Source organism: Variovorax sp. P5_A3, from assembly GCF_056400665.1.
In genome coordinates this window covers 485047-511686 of record NZ_JBFUKW010000002.1, presented here as the reverse complement: position 1 = coordinate 511686, position 26640 = coordinate 485047, and the positions used below count along the sequence as shown (strand labels likewise).

The 26640-nt window shown below is 66.3% G+C and carries 22 protein-coding genes; 11 read left to right on the top strand and 11 right to left on the bottom strand.

Features of this window, described 5'->3' with window-relative positions:
• Window positions 1-8: 8 nt before the first annotated feature.
• Complete coding sequence (locus AC1D3B_RS04610) at window positions 9-5309, top strand: AAA family ATPase (protein WP_478189475.1); 5301 nt, start codon at window positions 9-11, stop codon at window positions 5307-5309.
• A gap of 22 nt (window positions 5310-5331) precedes the next feature.
• On the opposite strand, the gene AC1D3B_RS04605 is transcribed toward AC1D3B_RS04610, so the two are convergent.
• The gene (locus AC1D3B_RS04605) at window positions 5332-7884 is read right to left on the bottom strand and encodes a DUF2235 domain-containing protein (protein WP_478189474.1); all 2553 of its coding nucleotides are present in this window, start codon (window positions 7882-7884) and stop codon (window positions 5332-5334) included.
• A 105-nt stretch (window positions 7885-7989) separates the two neighbouring features.
• Between AC1D3B_RS04605 and AC1D3B_RS04600 the strand changes: the two genes are divergently transcribed.
• Together AC1D3B_RS04600 and AC1D3B_RS04595 are read left to right on the top strand one after the other, a co-directional pair.
• Window positions 7990-8430 (top strand): hypothetical protein, encoded by a 441-nt coding sequence (locus tag AC1D3B_RS04600; protein ID WP_478189473.1) that lies wholly within the window; start codon window positions 7990-7992, stop codon window positions 8428-8430.
• Window positions 8431-8567: 137 nt separating this feature from the next.
• Complete coding sequence (locus AC1D3B_RS04595; RefSeq protein ID WP_478189472.1) at window positions 8568-9317, top strand: metallophosphoesterase family protein; 750 nt, start codon at window positions 8568-8570, stop codon at window positions 9315-9317.
• 4 nt (window positions 9318-9321) lie between these two features.
• On the opposite strand, the gene AC1D3B_RS04590 is transcribed toward AC1D3B_RS04595, so the two are convergent.
• The 5 genes from AC1D3B_RS04590 to AC1D3B_RS04570 form a co-directional block, all read right to left on the bottom strand.
• A complete protein-coding gene (locus AC1D3B_RS04590) occupies window positions 9322-9804 on the bottom strand; it encodes a cyclic nucleotide-binding domain-containing protein (RefSeq protein WP_478189471.1) in 483 nt (160 codons plus the stop codon).
• A 51-nt stretch (window positions 9805-9855) separates the two neighbouring features.
• The gene (locus AC1D3B_RS04585; RefSeq protein WP_478189470.1) at window positions 9856-11175 is read right to left on the bottom strand and encodes a hypothetical protein; all 1320 of its coding nucleotides are present in this window, start codon (window positions 11173-11175) and stop codon (window positions 9856-9858) included.
• A gap of 91 nt (window positions 11176-11266) precedes the next feature.
• On the bottom strand, window positions 11267-12202 hold the full coding sequence (locus AC1D3B_RS04580; RefSeq protein WP_478189469.1) for a DUF5996 family protein: 936 nt from the start codon (window positions 12200-12202) through the stop codon (window positions 11267-11269).
• Window positions 12203-12222: 20 nt separating this feature from the next.
• Entirely contained in the window at window positions 12223-12774 is a 552-nt protein-coding gene (locus AC1D3B_RS04575; RefSeq protein WP_478189633.1) for a peroxiredoxin, read from the bottom strand.
• 42 nt (window positions 12775-12816) lie between these two features.
• Window positions 12817-14091 (bottom strand): NUDIX hydrolase, encoded by a 1275-nt coding sequence (locus AC1D3B_RS04570; RefSeq protein ID WP_478189468.1) that lies wholly within the window; start codon window positions 14089-14091, stop codon window positions 12817-12819.
• A 131-nt stretch (window positions 14092-14222) separates the two neighbouring features.
• On the opposite strand from AC1D3B_RS04570, the gene AC1D3B_RS04565 reads away from it, so the two are divergent.
• Entirely contained in the window at window positions 14223-14420 is a 198-nt protein-coding gene (locus AC1D3B_RS04565) for a hypothetical protein (RefSeq protein ID WP_478189467.1), read from the top strand.
• Between the two features lie 22 nt (window positions 14421-14442).
• Here AC1D3B_RS04565 and AC1D3B_RS04560 read toward each other — a convergent pair whose 3' ends face one another.
• A complete protein-coding gene (locus AC1D3B_RS04560) occupies window positions 14443-14676 on the bottom strand; it encodes a DNA-directed RNA polymerase subunit alpha C-terminal domain-containing protein (protein ID WP_478189466.1) in 234 nt (77 codons plus the stop codon).
• A 241-nt stretch (window positions 14677-14917) separates the two neighbouring features.
• Here AC1D3B_RS04560 and yccS point away from each other — a divergent pair, with 241 nt between their 5' ends.
• A complete protein-coding gene (yccS, locus tag AC1D3B_RS04555; protein ID WP_478189465.1) occupies window positions 14918-17194 on the top strand; it encodes a YccS family putative transporter in 2277 nt (758 codons plus the stop codon).
• 11 nt (window positions 17195-17205) lie between these two features.
• On the opposite strand, the gene AC1D3B_RS04550 is transcribed toward yccS, so the two are convergent.
• The gene (locus AC1D3B_RS04550) at window positions 17206-17727 is read right to left on the bottom strand and encodes a BON domain-containing protein (protein WP_478189464.1); all 522 of its coding nucleotides are present in this window, start codon (window positions 17725-17727) and stop codon (window positions 17206-17208) included.
• Between the two features lie 443 nt (window positions 17728-18170).
• On the opposite strand from AC1D3B_RS04550, the gene AC1D3B_RS04545 reads away from it, so the two are divergent.
• A complete protein-coding gene (locus tag AC1D3B_RS04545; protein ID WP_478189463.1) occupies window positions 18171-20759 on the top strand; it encodes a hypothetical protein in 2589 nt (862 codons plus the stop codon).
• Window positions 20760-20834: 75 nt separating this feature from the next.
• Window positions 20835-21449 (top strand): DUF2939 domain-containing protein, encoded by a 615-nt coding sequence (locus tag AC1D3B_RS04540; RefSeq protein ID WP_478189462.1) that lies wholly within the window; start codon window positions 20835-20837, stop codon window positions 21447-21449.
• Between the two features lie 13 nt (window positions 21450-21462).
• Here the strand turns inward: AC1D3B_RS04540 and AC1D3B_RS04535 are convergent, their stop codons facing one another.
• Entirely contained in the window at window positions 21463-21801 is a 339-nt protein-coding gene (locus tag AC1D3B_RS04535; protein ID WP_478189461.1) for a hypothetical protein, read from the bottom strand.
• 143 nt (window positions 21802-21944) lie between these two features.
• Between AC1D3B_RS04535 and AC1D3B_RS04530 the strand changes: the two genes are divergently transcribed.
• On the top strand, window positions 21945-22763 hold the full coding sequence (locus tag AC1D3B_RS04530) for a class I SAM-dependent methyltransferase (protein WP_478189460.1): 819 nt from the start codon (window positions 21945-21947) through the stop codon (window positions 22761-22763).
• On the opposite strand, the gene AC1D3B_RS04525 is transcribed toward AC1D3B_RS04530, so the two are convergent.
• Complete coding sequence (locus AC1D3B_RS04525; protein WP_478189459.1) at window positions 22747-23685, bottom strand: LysR family transcriptional regulator; 939 nt, start codon at window positions 23683-23685, stop codon at window positions 22747-22749. The two genes, AC1D3B_RS04530 and AC1D3B_RS04525, sit on opposite strands and share 17 nt — an antisense overlap.
• A 95-nt stretch (window positions 23686-23780) precedes the next feature.
• Here AC1D3B_RS04525 and AC1D3B_RS04520 point away from each other — a divergent pair, with 95 nt between their 5' ends.
• Window positions 23781-24557, top strand: a complete 777-nt coding sequence (locus tag AC1D3B_RS04520; protein ID WP_478189458.1) for a sulfite exporter TauE/SafE family protein — start codon at window positions 23781-23783, stop codon at window positions 24555-24557.
• A gap of 14 nt (window positions 24558-24571) precedes the next feature.
• On the opposite strand, the gene AC1D3B_RS04515 is transcribed toward AC1D3B_RS04520, so the two are convergent.
• The gene (locus AC1D3B_RS04515) at window positions 24572-24904 is read right to left on the bottom strand and encodes a M23 family metallopeptidase (RefSeq protein WP_478189457.1); all 333 of its coding nucleotides are present in this window, start codon (window positions 24902-24904) and stop codon (window positions 24572-24574) included.
• A 31-nt stretch (window positions 24905-24935) separates the two neighbouring features.
• Here AC1D3B_RS04515 and AC1D3B_RS04510 point away from each other — a divergent pair, with 31 nt between their 5' ends.
• The gene (locus AC1D3B_RS04510) at window positions 24936-25415 is read left to right on the top strand and encodes a hypothetical protein (protein WP_478189456.1); all 480 of its coding nucleotides are present in this window, start codon (window positions 24936-24938) and stop codon (window positions 25413-25415) included.
• A gap of 194 nt (window positions 25416-25609) precedes the next feature.
• Window positions 25610-26632 carry a glycosyltransferase family 2 protein gene (locus AC1D3B_RS04505; protein WP_478189455.1) on the top strand — a complete coding sequence of 341 codons (1023 nt, stop codon included), beginning with the start codon at window positions 25610-25612 and terminating at the stop codon, window positions 26630-26632.
• Window positions 26633-26640: the final 8 nt, after the last annotated feature.

The window sequence follows — 26640 nt, the reverse complement described above, 5'->3', positions numbered from 1 at the left end:
CGGCCCGCGTGCTCACGATTGCCGGCTACCAGATCGGCGAGCGCATCCACCAGTCGCAAAGGCGCTCGATCCACCGGGCCGTGCGCGTCGCCGATGGCCGTCCGGTGGTCATCAAGACGCTCGATGTCGAGTACCCCGGCCGACAGGAAGTGGCGGAGCTGCGCCGCGAGTTCCACCTGCTGTCGCGCCTGCAGGCGATCGAGTCCGTCGTGCGCGTGCATGCGCTGGAGCCGTGGGGCAACGGCAACGTGGCGCTCGTGCTCGAACCTTTCGGTCATTCGCTGGCCGACGAAATCGAGGTGCAGGGCGAGCGCGGCCTGCCGCTGGAGAGCCTTTTTCGCATCGCGATCTCGCTGGCCGATGCGCTGGCGCGCGTGCACGAGCTCGACGTGGTGCACAAGAACATCGAGCCGCACAGCATCCTGGTCGATGATGCCGACGCCATCCGGCTGATCGATTTCAGCATCGCATCGGAACTGTCGCTGGAGCGCCAGAACGACGCGCTCTCGCGCCGGCTCGAAGGGGCGCTGCGCTACATGTCGCCCGAGCAGACGGGCCGCATGAACCGGCTGCTCGACTACCGGTCCGACTTCTATTCGCTCGGCATCACGCTGTTCGAGCTGCTGACGGGCAAGCTGCCCTTTCATGCGGGCACGGTGCTCGAATGGGTGCACAGCCACATCGGCAAGGCGCCGCCCTCGCCCAGCGATCTCGATCCGACAATCCCCGCGCCGGTCTCCGCCATCGTGCTGAAGCTCATGGCGAAGAATGCCGAAGACCGCTACCAGAGCAGCTACGGCCTGATCGAAGACCTCGGGCGCTGCCAGCGCGAGTTGGCGCAGACCGGGACCATCACGCCCTTCGCGCTCGGCCATCGCGATGTCTCGCGCAAGTTCAACATCCCGCAGCGGCTCTACGGGCGCGAGCCGGAGCAGGCGGCGCTGCTGGCGCTGTTCGAGCGGGTCGCCGCCGGCGGCACCGAGTTCTGCATGATCTCGGGCCACTCGGGCGTGGGCAAGTCCGCGCTCGTCAACGAGATTGCCAAGCCGCTGGTGCGGCGGCGGGGCTTCCTGATCCAGGGCAAGTTCGACCAGTTCCAGCGCAGCACGCCCTACTCGGCGGTCTCGCTGGCCTTTCGCAGCCTGGCGCGGCAGCTCATGGTCGAATCCGGCGAGCGCCGCGAGGCGTTGCGCCACAAGCTGAATGCCGCCGTGGCGCCCAACGGGCAACTGTTGCTCGACCTGATCCCCGAACTGGCGCAGATCATCGGCGCACAACCCCAGGTGCCCGACCTGCCGCCCAACGAAGCGCAGAACCGGCTGCAGCTCGTTTTCCTCAACTTCGTGCGCGCGATCGCGAGCGAGCAGCCGTTGGTGATCTTTCTGGACGACCTGCAGTTCAGCGATGCGTCGACGCTCAACCTGATGCGCTGGCTCGCGACGGCACGCGACCTCCCCCATCTGCTGTTCATCGGCGCCTACCGCAGCAACGAGGTCGACGTCGGCCACCCGCTGCGGCTTGCGTTGAACGAGATCCAGGAGAGCCGCGCCATCCATGAACTGGCGCTGCTGCCGCTGGCGCAGACCGCGGTCGAGAACCTGGTCGCCGATGCGCTGCACACCGACGCCGCCACATGCCGGCCGCTGGCCGAACTGCTGCACGAGCGGGCGCAAGGCAACCCCTTCTTCCTCACCGAGATGCTGCGGACGCTGGAGCAGGCGCGCGCCATCGCCTTCGCGCCCGATGCCGGCCGCTGGCGCTGGGACATGGATGCCGTGCGGCGCAGCGGACTGGACGGCGACGTGGTCGACTTCGTGCTCGCCAATCTGCGCAAGCTGCCGGATGCGACCCAGCGCGCGCTGCAACTGGCGGCCTGCATCGGCGACTCCTTCGACCTGCGGACGCTGTCGATCATTCACGAACGCCCGATGGACGAGACCGGCGAGGACCTGTTGCCGGCGTTGCAACGGCATCTGGTCGTTCCCCTCAACGAAGACTACAAGCTGGTCGGCAAGGACTCCGGCGCGGAAGGGCTGAATCCGCTCTACCGCTTCCAGCACGACCGCGTGCAGCAGGCGGCCTACGCGCTCATCGATGCCGACCACAAGGAGGCGGTGCACCTGTCGATCGGGCGGCTGATCGAGCTTCATGCCAGCGAGGAAGAACGCGAACAGCGGCTGATCGAGATCGTCGGCCACCTCAACGAATGCCGTCGACTCATCGTCGACGCGGACGAGCGCAAGTCGCTCGCGCGCATGAACCTGGCCGCGGGCATCCGTGCCCAACGCTCGTCGTCCTACGAATCCGCGCTCGGCTACCTGCGAATCGGCCTGGAACTGATGCCTGAGGATGCCTGGAGCGGCGACCCCGATCTGGCCATGGCGCTCGCGACGGAATACCAGCAATGCGCCTACCTGACCGCCCACTTCGAGGAAGCCGAAGCGTGGATCGAGCAGATGCTGGCCCATGCCCGCACGAACCTCGAGAAGGCAGAGATCCTGTCGATGCGAACGCGGCAGTACGCCACCACCGGCAAGATGGACGCGTCGATGCAGGCTGCGACGACCGGGCTCGCGCTGCTGGGCATGCGGGTCAGCGACAACCCCGACCGGGCCGCCATCGGCCGCGAGATCGCGGCGGTGCGGCGCAACCTTGCCGGCAGGAAGATCTCCGAACTCATCGGCGCGCCGCCGATGACCGAGCGCGAGCATCAGGTCGCGATCCGTCTGTTGATGGAGATCTTTCCCGCGGCCTTTCTCTCGGGCAGCGGCAACCTGTTTCCGTTCCTGGTCCTGAAGGCCGTCAATATCTCCCTGCGCCACGGCAACAGCCCGGAGTCGGCCTTTGCCTATGCGGCCTACGGCATGCTGCTGTGCGGTGCGCTCGACGACCCGGCCCTCGGCTACGAGTACGGCAAGCTCGCCGTGGCCATGAACGACCGCAGCGACGACATCGCGCTGAAGTCCCGCGTGATCTTCGTCTACACGATGTTCATCCATCACTGGAGCAACCACTGGTCGACCATGACGCCGTGGTTCCGGCGCGGCATCGAGGCCGGCTACGAGTCGGGCGACCTGCTCTACCTCGCCTACAGCGCGCAGGACTGCATCATCTGGGACCCGCGGCTCGACCTGGAGACGGCCGCGCAGGAGCACGCCGATTTCCTGACCATCGTGCGCGACTGCGAATACCAGGACTCGCTGGATTCGGGCACCCTCTTCCTGCAGATGCAGCGCAACTTCCTCGGCCTGACCGACGGGCTGTACTCGATGAACGATGCCTCCTTCGACGAGCAGCGCTGCCTCGAAGGCATGCAGCAGCGCCGCTTCATGACCGGCGTGGCCAACTACCACATCTACAAGGCGGAGATCTTCCACTTCTACGGCGAGCATGCGCAGGCGCTGGTGCATGTGCGCGAGCAGGACAAGCTCATCGCCTCCGCGATGTCGCTGCCGCAACTGGCCCGCTTCTACATCGTCGCCTTTCTCACGCTGGCCGCCTGCCTGCCCGGCATGACGGCGGACGCACAGGCCGAGACGCGCGCACGCATGCGCGCCGACCTGCGGCGCATGACGCGCTGGGCGATGCACTGCCCCGCGAACTTCCTGCACCTGCAGCGGCTCATGCAGGCGGAGCTTGCCCGCCTCGATGGCCGCATCGAGCCTGCGCTCTTCGAATACGAACAGGCGATGGACGCAGCACGCAACGCCGGCTTCCGCCGCGACGAAGCCATGGCCAACGAGCTGGCCGCACGGCACCTGCTGGCCGTCGGACGTGGCAAGCAGGCCGAAGGCTATCTGCGCGCCGCACGCAACCTCTACGAAGCCTGGGGGGCGCGGCGCAAGGTCACGCACCTGGAAGAAGAGTTCAGTTCCCTGCTTCGCACGAAGGCGGCGGGCGTCGATTCGGCCTCGCTCGACCTGGCTTCGGTGCTCAAGGCATCGCAGGCGATCTCCAGCGAGATCACGCTGGAGCACCTGTGGACGACCACCATGCGGATCATGCTGGAGAACGCAGGCGGGCAGCGCGGCTGCTTCGTGGTGCGCGACGAAGGCCAGTTGATGATCGAAGGCCTCTGCGAGAACGGCCCCGAGCCCGCCGCGCCGGCGCGCGCCATCCCCTTCGACGGCAACGAGGGCGCGCTCGCGCTGCCCATCTCGATCGTGTACCACGTGCTGCACACCAACAGCCCGATCGTCCTGCAGGACGCGGCACGCGCCGGACGCTTCGCGCGCGATGCGTACCTGCTCGCGCGCCAGCCGCAGTCCGTGCTGTGCATTCCGCTGCAGCGCCATGGCAAGTTCGAGGGTGCGATCTACATGGAGAACAGCCTGACGGCGGGCGTCTTCACCGACGACCGCATCGAACTGATCAAGCTATTGGCGGCGCAGGTGTCGATCTCCATCGAGAACGCCCGGCTCTACAAGGACCAGCAACGGCTCATCGATGCGCAGCGGCGCTTCGTGCCGAGCCAGTTCCTCGAAAGCCTCGACCGCCGCGACATCGCGCGCGTGGACCTGGGCGAGAACGTCGCGAAGACGATGACCGTGATGTTCGCCGACCTGCGCGGCTTCACGCCGCTGGCCGAGCGGCTCGACCCGCGCAGCATCATCGACCTGCTCAACCGCTACTTCCGCAGCATGGAAGAGCAGATCACGCAGGCCGGCGGCTTCATCGACTCCTTCGCGGGCGACGAGATCAAGGTGCTCTTCGACACACCGCCGGACGCGGCCGTGCGTGCAGGGATCGACATGTGGCGTGCCTTGGAAGCCTTCAACACCAAGGCCGCCGCGCTGGGGCAGCCAATGCTGGCGGCAGGCATCGGCGCCAACACCGGGCCCGTCGTGCTGGGCACCGTGGGCGGCGTCGACCGCATCCAGTGCACGGTGATCGGCGACACGGTCAACCTCGCCTCGCGCATCGAGCAGCTCACCAAGGTCTATGGCGGGCGTTTTCTCATCGGCGAGCAGATGTTCCGCAGCCTGCAGCAGCCGGAAGCCTTCGCGTTGCGCCGGGTCGATCGCGTGGCGGTCAAGGGCAAGAACGTCGCCGTCGATCTCCATGAGGTCATCGACGCCGAACCGGTGGCTCGCCGGGAGGCGAAGCTTGCGACACGCGCACAGCTCGAATCGGCGATGGCGCTGTACTTCCAAGGCGAGTTCGGCGCGGCGATGGGCGTGTTCGAGGCCGTGTGCGAGGCCGACCCGGAGGACGCGGTGCCGCGCCTGTTCAGCGAGCGATGCGCCCGTCATCTGAACGACCCAATGGCGAGCGACTGGCAGGGCTTCGAGCGGCTGATGCACAAGTAGGCATGAAGCCGGGACGCCGCGACTACTTGTCCAACAGCAACGCCGAGTACGGCAAGCGCGTCAGCGAGACTTCCGCCGTTCCCTGGTTGTTGCTGTAGAAAAGTGGTGAGTCGGCTTTCCCGGGCAGGTACCAGAGCAGAACGGCATCGTTGACAAACAGGAAGGCCTCGCCGTCCGTGGGCGATTCGAAGGTTCCGCTATACATCCTGTCAGCCGCTTGAACCGTCGGCGAATCGGCCAGCATCTTCACGGGGAAAGTGTGGAAATGGCCATCCTTGTCCCGTACGGACAACACGGGCTGGAACCAGTTCGCCGTGAGCACGCGTTTGCCGGGGAAGACGATTGGCGCAAGCCACTTCATTTTCCTGTTCGAGAAGCCTTCGGGGTCGGTCGGGATGCCCTTCCCTGAGGCGCCGGGCTTGTCCGGATCCCGGGCACCATCGTTCCACGGCTCCTTGACGGTGAGGCTCAGGCGATATTGCGCGCCCCTTTGCACCGCCATCCCGGTCGCCCAGCACGGCGCCTTCGTCTCGAAGAGCCGGTCGGCCGTCACGGGGGCGAGCCCCACGGGCGCCCGATCCTTGCCGGGCTCGCAGTACGAGGCGCTGACGTTCCTCCACATGAGCAGGGGCGGAACCCGAAGGACCAGGGTCGCCAGCGCAAGGATGAGGCCGTAGATCAGAAGCAGCCCGAACACACCGGGTGCGCCGCGCCACTTGATCGACTGAAGCACCTTCTGGTACGTGCGGTTCGTCCTGATGGCTTCGATGACACGATCCGCCATGCCGGGCTCGGGTGCCGGCGTACGGGAGGTCCGCTTCCAGATCTCTCTCATGCGGTCGTGAATACCGAGCTGGAGGGAGATGCTTCTGCTTCGACAGTACAGCGCACCCACGCCGAGCAGCAGAAACAAGGTCGGATTGTTGGCCCAGGCCTGCGCCCACGGCCGCAGGAAAGCAGGGACAAAGGATCCCGCCGCGGAAACCACGGGAGAAACAAGACACACCGGGCCCGAGCAATCCGAAGGGTCGTCCACCAGCGGCATCAGAACCAGCAACAGCGTGAAGAGGATCGAGAAGAAGTAGGCGATGCGTCGCCTCCACACCAGGTTCCACACGAGGATCGAGCCGTCGGCCATTCGTCGCGACTCCGGCTCCGAGGCTTCAGCGAGGTTGAGACCGGGCGCTTGTCGGCCTTCGATCAGGAAGCCCTTGCTGGGCAGCGTGATGGGCGCATAGCCGTCGGTACCGTGTTCGATGCGGTCCATCACGCTCGGATGCACCACCACTTCGAGCAATCGGCCATGCGCCTGTTGCCGAACGGGGTCCTGCATCAGGAGCGTCGAATCACCCGGGGGCTCCATGCGCGCGCTCAACCGGCGTGGCTGGTAGCGGTAGTAGCTGGCGAGACCGCCGCGCGAATCGTGCATCGGTCCGAAAGGGTTCATCTCGTCCTGCACCGCCTTGCGTTCTCCATCCCTGAATCGGAGGCCTGCGGCTTCCGCATGCGCCATCATCCAGTCGAGTGGCACGAGCGACAGGCTGCTGTCGGGGTAACCGCCGCCCACGTCCGAATGCATGCCGGCGAACCACACCTGCTTCAACCGCCCTGGCTCGCCCCCTTTCTCGACGAACTCCCGCTCCGCCACCTCGTCCCAGAGCAATGGATGGAAGGTGTCGCGCTCGTCATCCAGCGCGAGCGCGTGGCATGCGTTCTCGACCTTGCCGGACAAGGCATAGTCTTTGAGCGAAAGCGGCCAGATCCATCGATCGACCGCGCGCGTCAGCTCGGAAATGGGCGTCCCATAGGCAGCCACCGTGTCCCATACGCCGATGAATCGAATCTTCTTGACGTCTGTCGTCCCGATGTGGGGATCGAGTCCCTTGCGCCTCATCTGGTAGCGCTTCAACCGCATGTAGAGACCCTGGAACATGTTGGAAATCGTCCAGGTCTTGTCCGCGCGTGCGGCCTTGCGGTATTGGCGATACATCTCTGCGGCGTAATCGCCGACCTTGGCCTCGCCCTGGTACGGCGCCACGCCGATGCGTGTGACGAGCCCCATCAGCAGGCGCACGGTGAACGCGCCACGACTGAAGCCGAACGCGAAGATCTGGTCTCCCGGTTCGTAGTTGCGGCAGAGGAAACTGTAGAGGTCGAGCACGTTGCGCTTGAGCCCGTAGCCGAAGACCCCGCCGAGCAAAACGAGGATCTTTCCGCCGCTGCTTCCGACGCCGTTGTCGTAGAACGCGATCTGCTGCCGTTGTCCTTCTTGAGGCGGCCCGAGATCGAGCGCCTGATAGAGGCGCCAGACGTTGGTCTTGCTGATCTTCGCAGAGCTGTTCCCCGTTCCATCGGAGAACAGACAGATGATCTTGCCCGTCGGCTTGGTGTCAGGGGCCTGCATGGGACGATCCTCCTCTCGCGACCATGGGTCGCCGAAGTTGCTTATACGCAGCGGTTCGATGCGCGTCCCCCATCGCTTGGGTATTGCGCCGATCGGACTCCGGTTGTAGTCGCGCGACCTTCGAGCACTTCCAGGCCCGATCTGGCGCGCAATGCAAACGGCTTCCGGCATCCTGCCATCCTGTTACGCAAAAGACACTCTTCGTGTCCACCCGGACTGCAGTCGACGCGTTGGAGCTTGATGTAGGCTTGGCCTGCCCTTCTTTCGGAGAACTCATTGAATTTCAATCGCCCTGGCCTCGCCAAACGGGCTTGTTTCGCAGCCGTCGTGGCGGCTGCGCTTTCAGCGGCGGCTGCCGCCCATGCCGACGTGAGCCTGTCCGTGGGCGTCGGCGGCCCGACCTACTACGAGCCGGCCCCGGTCTACGAGGCGCCTCCGCCGGTCTATCAGGCACAACCGCCGGTCTACTACCAACCGGGGCCGCCCGTGTACTACCAGCCGGCGCCTCCTCCGCCGGTCTACTACCGTCCGGCACCGGGCTACTACGCGCCGCCGCCCGCCTACTACGCGCCGGCACCGGCCTATCGCTACCAAGGCCAGGGTCACCCGCAGCCGAGGCTGAGCGACATGCAGCAACGGGCGCTGGACAACTGCGTCCTGCTGCCGGCCAACGAGCAACGGCGCTGCCGGGCCACGGTGCTGTCCACCACCCGTTGAGTCATCGCGCTGGACGTTGCGCGGCCGTCAGAAGGTCACGAGTCTGGAGCGTGAATTCGGGCATTCGTTGATGCCATCCGGTTCGCCAAAGCATCCACAGCCCCCACAATGCGTGCTCCGTCGCAGCAGCCCTCGTCGTGCGCATCCTCCTTGCCTCTGACCTCCACTACGCGTTGCCTCAACTCGATTGGGTGGTGCGGGCTGCGCCGTCCTACGACCTGGTGGTGCTGGCCGGCGATCATCTCGACGTGAGTTCTCCGGTGTCGCTCGATGCGCAGTCGGTGGTGCTCCTGCGCTACTTCTCGCTGATGAATCCGGGCAAGTCGCTGGTGCTGGCCTCCGGCAATCACGACCTGACGGGGCCGGACCCCAACGGCGAGCGCGCGGCGCTGTGGCTGCCCGAGTGCCGCCGCAGCGGCGTCTTCACGGACGGTGATTCGCTGACGATCGATGACACGCTGATCACGATCTGCCCCTGGTGGGACGGGCCGGCCGGCCGTGCCGCGCTCGAACGGCAACTGGTCGCGGATGCGCTTCGACGCCCAGCCCGCTGGATCTGGATCTACCACTGGCCGCCGACCGGCTCGCCCACCTCCTGGACCGGCAAGCGCGAGTACGGCGACGCCGACCTCGCCGCATGGATCGCGAGCCATCAGCCCGACCTCGTACTGACCGGCCATGTGCACCAGCCGCCGTTCAAGCCCGACGGCGCCTGGGCCGATCGCATCGGCCGCACCTGGGTCTTCAACGCCGGCAAGCAGATCGGGCCGGTGCCCGCCCACATCGTGATCGACCTGGAAGCAGGCACCGCCGCATGGCGCTCGATGATGGGCGAGGAGTCGCTGGCGCTCGATGACGAGCGCGCACCGGTGCGATCGGTGTTCTGAACCCTCAGTAGTCGGGATTCGGCTCTCTCGCCGAGCCGGGCTGGGCCGGCGGGCCCCGGCGATGCGCCAGTTGCCCCAGCACCTCCGACACCATCGCCAGTCCGGGCGAATCGCCGTACTGGTTCTTCAGGTCGGCAAGATAGGTCGTCACGAAGTCCAGGCGTTCGGCCAGTCCGGAGGCGATCAGCCGCATGATGGCCGGATCGCTCGCGAGCAGGTCGGAGCCCTCGGCCGCGTAGCGAACCACGCTCGGTTCCAGCGCCACGACGGTGGCGGTATAGGGCGAGTTCAGCAACAGCGAGATCTCGCCGATCGCCGCGCCCGGACGGCAGATCGAGGTGATCGCGATGCCGTGCTTGCGGATCTCCACACGCCCCGAGACGAGGATCCACATGCCGTCACCGGTGTCGCCTTCGCGTACCACCGTGTCGCCGGGCTGCAGGTTGATTTCAGGCAGGCCGGCGGTGCGCTGCAGTAGTTCGTCCATGCAGCGATGTTAGGCCAACTGCCGCCGAAATGCCGCCGGCGCGCCGATGCGTCAGCAATCGCAGCCGAAGCACGGCGAGAAGGCCGCGCCGCCCTTGCTCTTGCAGCGCTCCAGCGCCTGCTCATAGGTGTACATCGGCGAGATCGTCTTCGGGTTGAAGCACAGGTCCATCTGTGCGAGCGCGCAGATCGTGAGGCGGTCGTTGTCGCTCGGCGGCTGGGGCGCGCCGCTGCCGTTGGCCGCGCCGAACCACCGCTGGCAGGCCTTTTGCACCGCTTCCGTGGGGTCGACCTCTTCGCCTTGCCTTGCCGCGTCGGCGCACAGGCCGAGGAAGGTCGCCGCGACCAGGTCCTGCGCCTCGTACTTGCGGATGTCGGGAATCTGGCTCGGGTCGTCCGTGCAACGGCCCGTCACGCCGGCGGCGATCATGTGGTTGGCGACCATGTAGGGCGTCTTCTTCGGGCTGTCGGGGTTGATGCGAATGAAGCCCGCCTGCAGCACGTTGACCGTGGGCGATCCGTTCGCATCCGTCGGCAGATCCGCCTTGTATCGGGTGCGAAACCAGCCCGGCGCCTGCGGGTCGTACAGCGGCGAGCCGCACACGAGCAAGGGAAGCGTCGTCGGATTGGCCGAATTGGCCGGCGGATTCAGCATCAGTTCGAGCATCGAGCGCACATAGGTGTGGCCGGTGGCCTCGTTGTCGTAGAACATCGACGTGAGGCAGATCGGGAAGTAGTCGTTCGGGTATTCGCTCTCGCCGGAGCCGGGCGCGGCGATCGGGTTGACGTCGAGGATCGAGTGATAGCGCCGCGGCTCGTCGATGCCCGCGCACTGCAGCAGCTGCGCCCAGCGGCGCAGCGTCATGTTGTTGAGGTAGTTGGCGGTGCGGTAGGCAACGATCGGCGGGTAGTGCATCAGCGTCACGGCCTGATGGTTCGCGATCGGCATGCCCAGCGGCAGGCAGGGCAGCCATTCGGAAGGGCCGTCGCTGCGGTTCACCGGGAAGCCCTCCATCGGATTCCACGCGGGGGTCTTCCGACAGGCGTCCGCACCGTCGAGCGCCAGGCCCGAGTGTTCGGCGTCGAGCATCGCTACGTGCATGGCGGCGAACTGCTCCGCCTTGAGCGCGAAGGCAGGCAAGGCGCGAAAGGCCACCATGTAGCCCGTGGCCCCCGCGCCCTTGCTCACGGCGAGCGAGCCGGGTTCGATCTGGATGCCGTCCTCGGCCAGTGAACTGGCGGTGAAGTGCGCGATGACCTCTTCGTAGGTCTCGAGCTTCAGCGCACTGCGGGTCGTCGGGTTCAGGAGCGACGGGTCAGGATAGAGGCGCTCCTGGTAGGCGCGCGAGCCGGGCAACGGGTACAGGATCACGAGATCGACTCCTTGTGGCGGTCATCGGAGGAATCTCCGGGCCCGGACGTGGAGCGCAATGTATCGGCAACGCCTGCGGCTGTACAGCGATTCAGGGCCAGACTTGAGGAGGCCGGTCGAGCGACGCCCTGTCCCACCGCCCGAGATCGGCAGCCGCGTCATAGGTGGATTGAAGGAACGCCAGGAGTGCTTCGTCCGGATCCGGCGCGCTGCGCACGGCCTCGTACGGCAGGACGAACTCGCGCAATTGCGGATCGTAGTGCGCGGCGGCGGGCTGGACTGCGCGATCCGCGTAGCCGGGTGGTTCGGGATACGCGTAGGCATAGAACGAAGCCTCGGCCACCGGACCACCCCCGGGCCAGAACCCGCAACTGCTGCACTCGTGCGAGTAGGCCTCGACCATCACGTGGTCGGGACAGTTCGGAACGCCGCCCGGATGTAGTGGCGCCGGCCGGCCCGAGAACCGCGTGGCCGCCAGGTCGAAGGCACCCCAGAAGAAATGCGACGGGCTCTGCTTGCCGCCGAAGCGGCCGCGAAAGCGCTTCAGCACGCGATCGACCTGCACGACGATGCGCCACCAGCGATGCACGGCGTCCGCATCGTAGGACGCGTGCGTCCGGTCCTCGGCGAAGGGAATGGCCGTCTCGACTTCCACCGGCGACGGCATCAACTTCGGGTCGACACCGAAACTCTTCAATGCTTCCTGGTAACGCGCGAACCAGTCGGCGACGGACATCGGCGCGAGGTCGAAACCGTGCGAGGCGCCGTCGCTGCACTTCAGCACCAGCGCGTGCGAGACGAAATCGAACTCGACGGCGAGTGTGCGCTTGCCGCAAGGCATGGGAGAGGTCGTCAGCCCGCGGGGCGTGACATAGAAGGCAACCTGCCACCAGTGATTCTCCATCGGCGCCAACGCCAGACGCGTCTTGCCGACGATCTGCGTCCACATGTGCAAGGTGGCGTAGGTGTCGCGCCATTCGGCGAGCGATAGCGCCGGCCAGTTCGAGCTTGTCTGCGCTGCAACCATGGCATCGGACCTTTCAGTGGCTACTTGCTGTCGCGGTTCTGCGGCAGTTCCTTCACCGCCGCAAGCATCTTCTCGACGTGCTTGTCATGATCGACGTTCTGGTATCGGGCCGCCACGGTTCCGTCGGGCGCGATCACATAGGAAACGCGGGTCGCGAGCGGCGGACCCGTCTGCAGCAGCGCATCGAAGGATTGGCTGATCGACCTGTTCGCATCCGAGGCGACAGGGAACTTGCCCTGGCAGGCCTGATTGGAAAACTTGGTGAGCGTATCGATGTCATCGGTCGACACGCCGATCACAGTGGTGCCCATGGCCGCGAACTTGTCGACCGCCTCGGCGAACGCATGCGCCTCGAGCGAACAACCCATCGTGAAAGCCGCCGGAAAGAAATACAGGACGACCGGACCTTTGGCCAACGCCGACGACAGGGAGTAAGTGAAGGGTTTTCCGCCCATCGCAGCAGGCGCGCTGAATGCCGGCGCGGGCTGACCGACGTCGAGTGCCGCGCCGGCCGGCGCMACGACACCGACAGCGAGCATCGCGCGCGCCGACGCGACTGCCCTTCTGGCCAATGACTTCATGTCTTCGATCCCGGAAGTTCGATGAGCCGCATGTTATTCCCGTCCAGCGCGCCTGATGAAACCGCGCGAAGGCGCCAGCCATTCGACCTCGCCAGCATCGAACGCGCCGGGCGAATCGGCATCGACGACGAACAGCGTCTTCTCTTCCTCGAGCAGGAAACGCGCGGGTGCATCCTCCCGGTCCGACGGGCGCAGCACGCGCAAGGTGCAGCCGCCCAGATCGATGCGGTGGCCGTGCGACAGCGTCGGGATGTGCATTTCCAGCGTCCATCGCACGCGGCCCGGCGCCGATGCGAGCAAAACGTCGGCGTGGGCCTCGTCGCCCTGTCCAGCGTCGATCAGCACCCACGCGTTGCGGTCTCCACCAATGAAGTAGCTGTTGACGAGGGCATCCCCGCTCAAGGCGGTGACGCGCAGCACGCGGGGCGACAACTGCATCGCCAGCCCTGGCGAAAGCTCGTACCGGCCATTGACGAGACCATCGGGGTCGATGCGGGACAGTTCCTCGTAGGCCGGTTCGCCGGGATTCACGGGCAGGCGGCCGCGCGGACCGTCCGCGATGCGCGGCATGATGAGCGGGATCTCGCGCGCTCCCCGCGCGTACGCCATGCACGCTTCGGCGCTCTCGAAGGTGGCGAGGTGCTGGAGGATGCGCCGCTGCACGTTCATCAGCTTGAGCCCGCGTGCGGGATCGAGCGCGTCGGCCGGACGAAACCACGTGTGCTCGACCGTCTCCCGCCCGTCGGGCCGGGCACTCTGCCGCCGCGGTTCCAGCGCCACGAAGAAGCGGGTGTCGAAACGGCGCGGCATGCCGAGCGGCGTGAGCCAGTGGCTGAAGTAGGCCAGCCGGTCGACGGCCAGGCGCCATCCGCGGTCGGTGCACAGCTTGCCCAGCGCGTCGGCGCCCTCCTCCACCGCCAGCCGCAGCGCCACGAGTTCATGGGGCGGCATCGCGTCGAGCTCGACCAGCCGGCCATCGGCGCCGCTGGCAAAGAGCAGGCCGGCCTCTTCGAAGCATTCCCGAACCGCCGCCGCGTAGTAGTCCAGACCGTGTGCCGGCACGGCGAGGCGCGAGGATGCCGCCGCATCGTCGACGCCGATGCACAGCGCATGCAGCGCGCGATCCTGCGCATCGAGCGTGCCGCCGGGGAAGACGCTGGCACCGCTGTTCTGATCAGCCTCTTTTTCCGCGCGCCGCAGCATCAGCACCTCCATGCCGGAGGCGCCATCGCGCAGGACGATCAGGGTGGCGGCGACGCGCACGGGGCGCACGGGCGCGGGGGATGGGGAATGCGTGGGTGTCGTCATGTGAGCGCCGCCAGTTTTACCAGCAAGCGCCCCTGAAGACCCGTCGCGCCGACGACGCCCGTAAATCGTCAATTTTGGGGAGGCACGAGGATCGCGGCTGTTCCAAACTTCCGCTGATCGACGGAGGTGTCGTGGTCAAGAAGATTCAGCTCAACAATGAACAGTGGAAAACGCTCGAGGCCTTGCGCGAGGCCCATGCCCAAGGCTACCCGACCGATTCGATCAAGGTTTCCGAGCGGCTGAGGTCCAACGGGCTTGTCGCATCGGACCGCCACGGCTACAAGTTCCTGACCGAGCAGGGCCTCCAGCGCCTGAACCAGGGCCGTTGAGCGGCCGCCTCGCCTTCAGCGTTCAGTCCGCCAACCGCAGTCCTCTCTGGTTGACGCTCTCGACGATCTCCCTCAGCGAGTTGCGGCCCAGCCGCGAGAGCGCGAAGAGCTTCCTGGCGGGAACCCGGGTGACGTCCCGCACCGTGTGGAGCTGGTTCACGCGCAAGACCTTGGTGGTGCGAAGAGACAGTTCCAGGACGGCGATGTCGGCATCCAGGACGGCGTCGGCGGTGGCAGTGTTCGGGCGATGGTCCATGGCAGGCTCCTCAAAAACATTGACTGGAACTTGCACAGTTCGTGCCATCGGATCAGAGTGAGGAGATCCTGGGCGTTTCATTCGGGGAGATCGCTTCGATCGCCTGAAATGGAAACAGATCGATTGTTTGTTTATTAGGCAACTGCATAGGGTTCATACAGGGTTTTCCAGAACTCCCGGCGCGGCCTGGAAAACCCATCGCCGGCGCCTTGATGGCACGTATCGTGCAGAGTCCATGCCGATGCTTCGTTCCGCAGTCGACACTTTCCGGCAACGGCTCCGCGAGGTGGCCAGTCGGGCCCAGGCACTGCGGGTGCTGCTCACCCTCGGAAGCCTGATGGCGATCTGCGGTCTCAGCGGCCGTCCGGAAGCAGTGACGCCGCTGTTCCTCGGCGCCATCGCGAGTGCGCTCGCCGAAACCGACGACAGCGGCCGGGGGCGCTTTCGCGCGCAGGTGGTCACGCTCCTGTGTTTCGCGGCTGCGGCCTTCGCCGTGGTGGCCCTGATCCGGATTCCGGCTCTCTTCATCGCAGGGCTGGCATTCGCTGCCTTCTGGCTGACGATGCTGGGCGCGGTCGAAGCACGCTACAAGGCCATCGGCTATGCCACCCTGATCCTCGCGATGTACACCACGCTCGGCATCGAGAACCAGCCCGCGACCCAGGAGATCCGGAGGCACGAGGTGCAGCTGCTGCTGATCGGCGCCGCCTGGTACGGCGTGTTCTCGGTGGCCTGGTGCGCGGCCTTTCCGGCGCAGCCGGTGCAGGCGCGGCTGGTCCGGCTGTACTCGGTGCTCGGGCAATACGTGCGCTTCAAGGCTTCGCTCTTCGAGCCGCTGCGCGGCATCGACATCGAACGCAAGCGGCTGTCGCTCGCGCAGCTCAATGCCGAGGTCGTGGGCGAACTCAACGCCGCCAAGGAGAGCATCTTCCGGCGCATCGGCAAGCGCGCGCCCACCGGCCGCATCGCGCGCTACCGGGGCCTCTACCTGATCGCGCAGGACGTGCATGAGCGCGCGAGCTCGTCGCACGACGACTACAACGCGCTCGCCGACGCCTTCTTCCACAGCGACCTGCTCTACCGCTGCCAGCGCGTGCTGGACATGCAGGGCCAGGCCTGCCTGCGTCTTGCGCAATCGATCGCGCGGCGCGAGCCCTTCGCGGTCGACAACGCCACCGTCCAGGCGCTGGCCGACCTGCGAAGCGCCATCGACTATGAGCATGCGCACGCCGACGAGCCAAGACGGCAGGCCCTGCTCGCATCCATCGAGGCCCTGGCGCGCAACCTGGCGCAACTCGACGGGCAACTCGCCGGGGCCAGCCAGCCCACCGCGAAAGCCGGCCGCAACGACATGGGCCTGCTCGACCGGTCGCCGCGTTCATGGCGCGATGCGGCGGATCGGGTGCGGCGCCAGCTCAGCCCGAAGTCGGCCCTGTTCCGCCACGCGCTCAGGCTGGCCATCGCGCTCCTGGCCGGATGGGCGGTGATGCGGCTGATCCATCCGGCGCAGGGCTACTGGATTCTTCTCACGACGCTCTTCGTCTGCCAGCAGACCTGGGGCGACACCATCTCGCGCATGGGCCAGCGCATGGCCGGCACGGCGGTCGGCGTCGTGGCCGGCTGGGCACTGCTGGACCTGTTTCCCCAGTATCTGGTCCAGTCGCTGCTCGCCGTCGCGACGGGCGTCCTGTTCTTCACGACGCGCACCACGCGCTATCTGCTCGCCACCGCCTGCATGACCGTGCTGGTGCTGATGTGCTTCAACCTGGTGGGCGACGGTGGCGTGCTGATCGTGCCGCGGTTGATCGACACCGCCATCGGCAGCCTGATCGCGGGGCTCGCCATGCTGCTGGTGCTGCCGCACTGGCAGGCGAAGCGCTTCAGCGACCTGGCGGCCACGGCCATGCGCAACCATGGCGGCTACCTGCGCGAGATCGCCGGGCAATACCGCTCGGGCCCGCGCGACGACCTGGCCTACCGGCTGGCGCGGCGCAACGCCCACAACGCTGACGCGGCGCTGGCCACCGCAGTGTCGGAGATGTTCCGCGAGCCTGGCTTCGTGCGGCCGCGCGCGGGCGTGGCGTTGCGCTTTCTGATCCAGTCGCACACGCTGCTGAGCTATCTCTCGGCCCTCGGCGCGCACCGCACGGCTCTGCACGATCCGGAGGACGTCGGCGCACTGCGCGCGGCGGCGGAAGCCACGGCGGCGCGGCTCGACGCGCTGGCCGACGGGCTCGACAAGGCGGCGGTGCATCCGGCGGAGGCGGAGGCGAATCTCGCGACGCTCGAAGCGCTTTCGCCCTTGCCCGCCCACGAAGGCCAAATCGACCCGGCCGTGCATCTCGTTCGAACCGAACTCGCATTGATCGGATTGCAGATCGAAGCGCTGCGCGGATTTGCTCGCAAGTGGTTGCAACTCGAAGACGATGCGCCTTCGCCCTCGATGGTGGCGACATGGGACGGGCCGGGCCGGCCCTTCCCCGACGAAATCCACGAGGCAGGGGATCCGCGCGGCTAGCCGCAAGCCCTTCAGCCGGGGCTCACGACCAGTTCGTTGTCGACGTGGGCAACGCCATTGACCGCCTTGGCGATATCGCCGGCCCGCGCCTTGGCTGCCGCACTGGGAGCCGGTCCGACCAGGTGGACCGTGCCGTCCTTCGTCCGGACATCAATGCGCGAGCCGCTCAATTCGCTGTCCTTGGCAAGCGCGGCGGACACCGAGAAGGTGATCGAAGCATCGTCCGTGGTCGCCGCCGCGCCCGAACCCACATTCTTCAGGGCATCCTTCACGGCCGCCGCGTCCTGTTTCACTTCAGGGGAGGTGATATAGGCACGGGTCTTGTCTCGCGCGACTTCGGCCAGTTCGGCGGCCTTCCGGGCGGCTGCGACAGCCGCCTGTTCCGTCTTGTCGACAGCGGCATCCACCTGCCCGGCAGCCGACCCTTGGGCAGCGCGATCGGTGCATGCAGCCAACTCTAGAGCGCAAACTATCGCGATCAGCACATTTCGGGAGCGCAGCGTTGCGCGCGTTCCACACGAATCTGTTGTCATTTCGCATCTCCTTGTCGCCGATACAAATTAGGTGATTCACACCCTGCGGAGCTGCTGCCGGCACCGCAAAAACGTGTAGGCGAAGGTCCCGGAAGAGCCTCCGGCGGCACCGAAGCCGAGACACCTTGCAACATCTCGCAAGATAAAAGCAACTTCTGCAATGTTGCCTACGGTTACACGCAAATCTTTCAATTAATCAAGAAGTTCACGTTGAACTCGTGACTGTCCATAACGGTTGTAACTGCGGCCTTGGGAAGCCAATACACATTGGGAAAAGAAATGAAAGAACACTTGCCGCGTAGGACCCCTCCCACGTACAAACCGTCATCTTTCTAAAACTTGAGGTTTTTTGTTTGAAATCCATAGATAAAAGTTCTCTTTTGCTCCTTATTGCAGCGGGAACACTAGCAGGCTGTGGGGGCGGAGGAAGCAATGGGAGCGGCTTGGGCGCCGTTGCCGGCACGAACGCCGCCGCCGCCACCGTGGCAGCAGCCGATTCGAACGCAACCGGCACATTGGTCGCTGACCCCAGCGCCGCTGGTGCGTCGTCGGGCAAATCAACCAACGCCCAAAAGGTGACGCATCTCGCCAATGAAGGCGAAATCTTCACCGTGCCGGTCTACACGGACGTCCGCTTCGGCAGCGGCACCAACTGGACCAGCCGCGGCGTCCCGGCCAACACCGCGGTCATGTGCCACGTCGACGTCTTCGGCAATCCCGGCGTGCCCGCTCCCCGGGTCTGCGAAACCGGGACCGCCGATGCGCCCGCTCCGGCTCCGGCTCCGGCTCCGGCTCCGGCTCCGGCTCCGGCACCCGCTCCCGCACCGGCGCCGGCGCCCGCTCCGGCACCCGCCCCGGCTCCTGCTCCCAGCGGTTACGTCCGCGTAGCGACCGAGGGTCAGATCTTCACCGTGCCGAAGTACACAGATGTCCGCTTCGGCAGCGGCACCAGCTGGAAGAGCCGTGGCATTCCGGCCAACACCGCGGTCATGTGCCACGTCGACGTCTTCGGCAATCCGGGCGTCCCCGCTCCCCGCGTCTGCGAAGCGGCCGGCACTGCTGCACCGGCCCCGGCTCCGGCTCCAGCACCCGCACCCGCTCCGGCTCCGGCTCCGGCTCCGGCTCCGGCTCCAGCTCCAGCACCGGCTCCGGCACCGGCACCGGCTCCGGCACCTGCTCCAGCGCCCGCACCCGCTCCGGCCGCCCCTGGCGCAGCATTGCCTGGCGACGTGGTTGACTCCTCCGGCAATGTCGTGGCCAGCGCCTACAACGCCATGGCTGGCTCTTACAGCGGCGCCACAGGCATGGCCTACCGCTATGGTCCCGATGCCGCGTCCTACGGCGCCGGCGGCGGCACCCAGTTGTACGGACCGCGCGGGAACCAGACGTTCCCGGAATACCCGTACACGTGGCAGATCGGATCGCGGACCGGCAACGCCGGGTCGTACTCCACGAACCAGGCCAACCTGGTGTTCCAGGCCGACAACCCGTCGACGAACGTCGGTGTCACCGACTTCCAGGTGTCCGGCTTCATGTACAACACCTTCGCCCAACTGCCTCAGCTGAGCTGGACTATTGCCGCGGCCCCGGGTGGCGGCATGAACAGCCTCAACGTGATGGCGTACAAGTCGGCTGGCATCGTGTCGGGCGACCCGGTCGCGATCGCCCGTTGCGGCGGCCGAGCCGGCTTCTGTGCCGAGGCACTGGTGGCGTTCCAGAACGGCGTCATCGGCACCGTCGGCAGCAACACGGCCAGCAACGACACCACCATCAAGCTCCCGGCCAACAAGGTGCCGACCGGTATCGCCATGACGAACGACAGCGAATTCGCGCTGGTCACGGTGTGGGATACCCAGACCCAGAAGGGGCAGGTCGCAGTGATCGCCCTGGCCGGCCTGTGCGATGGCTGTGATCCGTACAACAACGGCACCAACGGCAAGCGCGCCTACTACGACTGGTGGCATGAGTGGATGGGCGTGTACCCGGGCCTGGCCAACATGGGCAACATCTCGTTCATGAAGATCCTGGGCTACGTCGACCTGGTCGCTTCGGACGGCACGGCCATGAACGCCCCCACCGAGATCGCAGTCACCACGGGCATGGATCAGTTCCAGACGATGCTGGTCGGCGGCAACTTCATGGGCCTCGAGAACCCGCTGACCAACCAGACCAACCGGCAGAACTTCCTCAGCGGAAGCTATTCCGGGAAGTACGCGAAGGGCGGCATGGCGGTCGTCATCTCCAAATCGGAGAAGAAGGCTGCGTTCATCGACCTGAAGCCGCTGTTCGCCTATGTCAACAGCGTGTACTTCGGCGGCGACATCAACACCTTCAACTCGCGCATGGCGAGCCTGGGTCAGGCGGACGGACAATGGCCGTACACCTTCGCGAACCAGCCGTCGCAGAAGCCGACGGTGCCGAAGATCATCAAGCTGGCCGACAAGCCCACCGCGGTCAAGACCACGATCTTCGGCGGCACGCAGCGCGCCTGGATCGCGACGCTGGACGGCTCGTTGCGCACCTACAACCTCGGCAACTACGCGCCGGGTGGTACGGTCGCTTCGCCGGCCGCATCGCAGATCTCGGAACTCACGCAGTTCGCGATCAACGTCGGCCGCAATCCGACCTCGCTGGCCACGTCCAAGGGCGAGCCGGACAACGGCAACATCGAGCCGAACAACGAGCAGGTGCTCGTGACTTCTCGCGGCGATCGCAAGATCTCGTGGGTGCGCTTCGGAAGCAACGCCAGTGTGATTCGCACGCTGCAGGATCCGCGGATCCAGGATCCGATCGCGGCTGAGGATGCGGAGAACTTTGCCAACACCGGCTACGTGATGACGGTTGCCGACTTTGCGGGCAAGGGCATCCACAACTTCCGCTACGGCCCGGTGATCTTCTCCGACGGCGGTTCGTGCCCGAAGGCCAGCGGCGGCTGCCCGGTGGTTGCGACCGGCACGACCAAGATCGAGTACGGCGGCAAGATGGCACTGCCCGGCAAGCCGTTCCAGGTGAACTCGGCCAACGTGCCATGACCTGAGCGCCGCATTGCGCCAATCGAAACGGCCCGCCTCGCGCGGGCCGTTTTTTTGCGCGTGCAGAATCGCGGAATGAAAAGCAGAAGTCTTCTTGCAGCCGCGTTGATTCTTCTCGCGGCCCTTGCGGCCTACTGGTACTGGTCACCCTTTCTGGCCGTGCGCCAGTTGCAGACGGCCGCGCAGGAAGGCGATGCCGAAACCTTCAACGCGCACGTCGACTATCCCAAGGTGCGCGAGAGCCTCAAGGGCCAGTTTTCCGCCATCGTCACGCAGAAGCTGGGCAAGCAGGATTCGAGCAATCCCCTTGCAGCGCTGGGCAGCATGATCGGCCTGGGGTTGGTGAATCAACTGGTGGACGCCATGGTGCGTCCCGAGACGGTGATGGCAGCAATGGCGAACGGGCGCTTCGCCAGGCCGGCCCCATTGCCTGCGCCCGCGCCTCAACCCGGAAGCGAAGCACCTTCTGCCGGCGGCGTCACGCCGCCGCCAACGGTGACGCCATCCGAAAAGAAGGCCCGCTGGGTCATCGACCGCCAGGGCGTCAACAGGATGACCGCGTACGCCGTGGATCCTGCGAAGCCCGACGAGCCCGATTCCGAGCGACTCGGCCTGGTCTTCGAACGCAGCGGCTTCGTCGACTGGAAGCTCACCGAACTGAGGATGCCTGCCTCGGCCCTCGCCCCGTAGTTTCCGCCTGGTCCTAGTACTTGATGGTCACGCCCGCCTTGACGCCGGCATTGCTCTTTCCGTCCGAGAAAGCCTCCGCCGAGTAAGAGCGTTTCCCGCCCGTGCTGCCGCCGACGGAGTAGGTGGACCGTTCCCCGGATGTGTCGACGCCGCCGCGAACGCCAGCGCCGTCCGGCCGTTCCACCCCGAGCGTGGCGCCCTTGGTGTTGACGGAGGTCTCTGTCGGCGTGAGGTTCGGATTGACGTAGACCGTCCCCTTGTCGCCGCTTTCGATCGGCAACTTCAGCTCCTCCGCGAACACGGCGGTGCAACAGGCGGCCACGCCGATGAAGACAAGGATGGACTTTCTCATGCCCATGGACCCTAACAGCCCGGCACCAGGGCCCGGTGGGCGGGGTCCGCCTGGCGCTGTAGGAGATTGCCTGTGGTCCATCTAAGATGCCTGGCGCTGCGACGGCGCTCCTGGTCGTCGGCGACAGAGAAAGGAAGTGACTCATGGCCGGGTCTTCTTCGGATGCCATCTTCGCCGGCTCGGTCCCCGAGCTGTACGACACCTGCATGGTGCCGATGATCTTCGAGCCCTATGCCGAGGATCTCGCGAAACGCGTCATCGCGCTCCGACCGTCACGTGTGCTCGAAACGGCGGCAGGCACCGGTGTCGTCACGCGCGCCATGGCGAGTGCACTGCCCGCCTCTGTCGAATTGGTGGCGACGGACCTCAATCAGCCCATGCTCGATCGCGCCAAGGCGACCGGCACCCACCGCCCCGTGACATGGCAACACGCCGACGCCATGCAATTGCCCTTTGCCGACGCCAGCTTCGACGTCGTCGTGTGCCAGTTCGGCGTGATGTTCTTCCCCGACAAGGCGCGCGCGTTTGCCGAGGCGCGGCGCGTGCTGCGTCCCGGCGGCACCTTCCTGTTCAACGCCTGGGATCGCATCGAGGAGAACGAATTCGCCGATGTCGTCACGCAGGCGCTGGCGGTCCTGTTTCCCGACGATCCACCGCGATTCATGGCGCGCACGCCGCACGGCTACTACGACCGGATCGTGATTTCGGCCGACCTCTCGGCGGGCGGGTTCGGCGCACTGCCCGGGTTCGAAACGAAGGAAGCACGGAGTCGTGCAGCTTCGGCAGAGGCGGCCGCCATGGCCTACTGCCAGGGCACACCCCTGCGCGGCGAGATCGAGTCTCGCGGCGGCGCAGATCTGGCGACGGCCACCGCAAGGTCCGCCGCGGCGATTGCCGACCGATTCGGTACAGGACCAGTCGACGGAAAGATCCAGGCGCACATCGTCACGGCCACGAACTGAGCGGGGGTCGCTGCACTCGGCGCCTACCGGCTGCTGGCGCTTCCGCTAGAAGATGCTCCAGCATGCGCCGCGCATTCAGCGGCAGTGCATCGACTTCGCGCACGCAGGCCAGAAGGTAGCGCTCGGCCCACGCCTCCGCGATGGGAATGCAGCGGATGTCCATCAACGAGGCGGACCGGTCCGCCGCCGCCTTGGGCACGATCCCGATGCCGATACCCTGCTCGACCATCCGGCACACGGCCTCGAAGCCACGAACGCGCACGCGGTAGTTCAGGCGCCTGCCGAGCCGCCGGGCATGGAGCGCGATGTGCGCCTGGAGCGGATTCCCTTCCGTCAGGCCGACGAAGCGCGCATCGACGACTTCGGCCAGCGCGACCTTGCGCCGACGTGCGAGCGGGTGGCCGCGCGGCACGATCAGCACCAGGTCATCGCGCCGGAAGACTGCGCTCTGCAGTCCCTCGACGTCGACCGCGTCAGTGACGATGCCGATGTCGCAGAGCCCTGCGCGAAGAGCATCGACGATGTCTGTGCTGCCCTGCTCTTCGAGTTCCACCGAGACGCGCGGATGCTGCGCGAGGAAAGCGCCTAGGACTTCCGGCAGGTGCTCCGTCATCGCCGAGGCGTTGCACAGCAAGCGGACGTGGCCCTGCAGGCCGGCTCCGAATTCGCCGAGTTCGCCGCGCAGGCGCTCCATCTGCAGCAGCACCAGCCGCGCGTGATGGACCAGCGTGTGACCCGCCTCCGTCGGCTGCGCGCCCCGCTTGGACCGCAGCAACAGCGGCGTCCCGAGGTCTTCCTCCATGCCGAGCACGCGCTGGCTGGCCGAAGCCAGGGTCATGTGGGTCTGCGCAGCGCCGCCGGTGATGCTGCCGGCATCGACGATGTTCGCGAAGAGCCGCAGGTCGGTGAGGTCAAATCGCATGTGTCGAAGGTAGCATGCCATCCTCAGGCTGGGACTGAGGCACCGTGTGCAAGATCCGCATTTTCGACTGCGTGCGTTCTGGCGAGACTGGTCGCATGACGAATACGGAACTGGTCGCCCTCACGGGTCAGGGCATGGTGGTGTGGGCACTGGTCGCCGCGGTCTTCACGCTCGCGGGCACCGTCAAGGGCGTGATCGGCCTGGGGCTCCCCACGCTGTCGATGGCGCTACTGGCTGTCTGGATGCCGCCTGCCGCAGCCGCTGCGTTGCTGATCGTGCCCTCCCTCGTGACCAACGTCTGGCAATTGCGGCCCTGGGCCACGCTGCGGCGGATCGCGCGGCGCCTGGGCGGCATGCAGGCCGGCGTCGTCGCCGGAACGCTCGCGGGCGCCTGGGCCTTCGGTGCGCCGGCCGGCGCAGGCGCCACCGTGGCGCTGGGTCTTTCGCTGGTCTGCTACGCAGTGTGGGGCCTCGTGGCGCGGCCATTGAATCTCCCTGCGCGGCATGAACGATGGCTCGGACCGCTCGCGGGTGTCCTGACCGGCGGCATCACCGCGCTGACGGGTGTCTTCGTCCTGCCCGCGGTGGTCTACCTGCAGTCGCTGGCACTGTCGCGCGACGAACTCATCCAGGCGATGGGGCTCTCGTTCACGACCTCCACCGTCGCGCTGGGCCTGGCGCTGGCCGGGCAGGACAGCTATTCGACGCCCTTGCTCGGCGCCTCACTGGCCATGCTCGTGCCCGCGATCGCGGGCATGGCCATCGGCCAGTGGGTGCGGATGCGGCTTCCGGTGCCGGTCTTCAAGCGTTGCTTCTTCGTCGGCCTGGCGCTGCTGGGCGCCTACATGGTGCTGCGCGAACTGACGACCTGAAGGGAGTTCATCGCTCACTGCGCTTCGGGCGCCGCGGCCGGCGCGGCGGCCTCGCCGGATTCCAGGTACTGCAGGGGATCGACCGCGTTGCCGTTCCGTCGCAGTTCGAAGTGCAGCTTCACGCGATCGGACTCGGTGTTGCCCATGCGGGCGATCACCTGGCCCCGCTTGACGGACTGCCCTTCTTTGACCAGCAACTGGCTGTTGTGTGCATAGGCCGTCACATAGGACGCATCGTGCTTGATCATGACCAGCTGCCCGTAACCCCGCGGACCGGGGGCTGAATAGACCACCCGCCCATCGCGTGCCGCGTAGACCGGATCGCCCTTCGCGCCCGCGAAGTCCACGCCCTTGTTGCCGCGTCCGTCGAAACGGGCGATGACCGTTCCGCCCGCCGGCCTGAGGAAGATCCTGTCCGCCTTCGCGACCGCGGCCGGCTTGGTATCGGCGGGCTTGGCGCTCGATCCGCTCTTCGCGGTCTTCGCGGTCTTCGCGGGCTTCTTCGAAGTTGAGGCCTTGGTCGTGGTTCGCGACGATGAGGATGCGGACCGTTCGGCCTGCGAGTCGGATTTGGATGCGCTCGACGACGCCGCCGATTTCGAGCTCGTTCCCGATGTCGGTGCAGGCTTGGAGGCGCAACCGATCAACGCAAGGGCCAGGACCGCGCCGGAGAAGCCAAGCGAAGTGCGACGAAATGTGCACCTGGCTGCTGGCCGCCATTCAATGGATTCGGATGTCGTTTGTCGAAGAAATGCCATGCCCCGACTTTATGCGGTCACGCACCCCGGTCGAGGCACACAACCCTCGGCCGAGTCAGCAATCAGGCAGGCTTGTCACACTATCGTCAGCCATTTCTGACGAAATACACCGCAACGGGATGACGCCCGGAACGAGGATCGCTTCGCAGAATCGCCCCTCGCGTGAACGTGTCGGCACAGTTGGTGCTAACTGTTTGAATCCGTCACTTGAAGGCTGCAAGAATGTCGCATAACGCACCAGCCCGGATTGCGATCGAACCGTTGAGGTTGACCGCGTTGCCACCGAAACCCACGGTGAGCATTGCCATCATCTGCTTCAACTACGGTCGCTTCCTCCCTGAATGCCTCGACAGTTGCCTCGACCAGACCGTGCCTGCCGATGAGATCGTCATCGTGAACGACGGGTCGACCGACAACTCGGCCGAGGTCATCGACGAGTACGCATCGCGGTACCCGGAAATCAAGGCGATCCACCAGGCCAATGGCGGCATCTGCTCGGCCACCAATGCGGCGCTGCGCGCATGCGCCGGCGACGTGGTGGTCCTGCTGGATGCCGATGACACCATGACGCCGCACCGCATCGAGATGGTGCTCAGCGCGCTGCGCAAGCCCGTGGATGGGCAGTACCCCGGCTGGGTCCACCACCGCATGCAGCGGTTCTCCGACGAGCGCCCGCACCTGGGGCTGGCGCCCCACTACCCCGGTGGCAAAGGTCCCGAGGGCTGGCTCGTGGAAGAGGCCGTGACCGCAGCCTCGTCGCCCGTGCTCTCGCTGACCTCGGCATTGGCTTTCCGCAAGGAGGTGCTGGCCGCCATCGGGCCGCTGGACAGCGACCGGGTGATGTTCCAGGACCTGCAGCTCTGCACCGCTGCGACCTTTCTCAGCGCCACCGCGTGGATCCCCGAACCCCTGACCCGCTACCGCGTTCATGGCACATCCGCCACGACGGGATCGATGGTGACACTCGACCAGATCCGGGCCACGCGGAGGCGCGCCGGCCGCTACGACCAATGGCTGCGCGCACAGCTCGAGAAGATCAAGCCCGGCGCGGCGGCCCTGTGGCGCCCGCTCGAAGACCAGGGCGGCTATCTCTGGCTGACCTTCCTGGAGCGCTGGCTGTCGGGCGACGGCAAGGACCGCCAGTTGCTGCGCAAGGTGCTGCGGCATCCCGACACCCTGAATGCGCCCCGGCAGCATCGCGTGTACTACTACGGCAGCGTGGTGCTGCCGCGCTCGCTGTTCGTCACGTATTCGCGCCTGATCTTTGGAAGCACCCCGCTCAAGTCCGCCCTGCGAAAGGTCCTGGGGCGGACTTGATCCTGCGC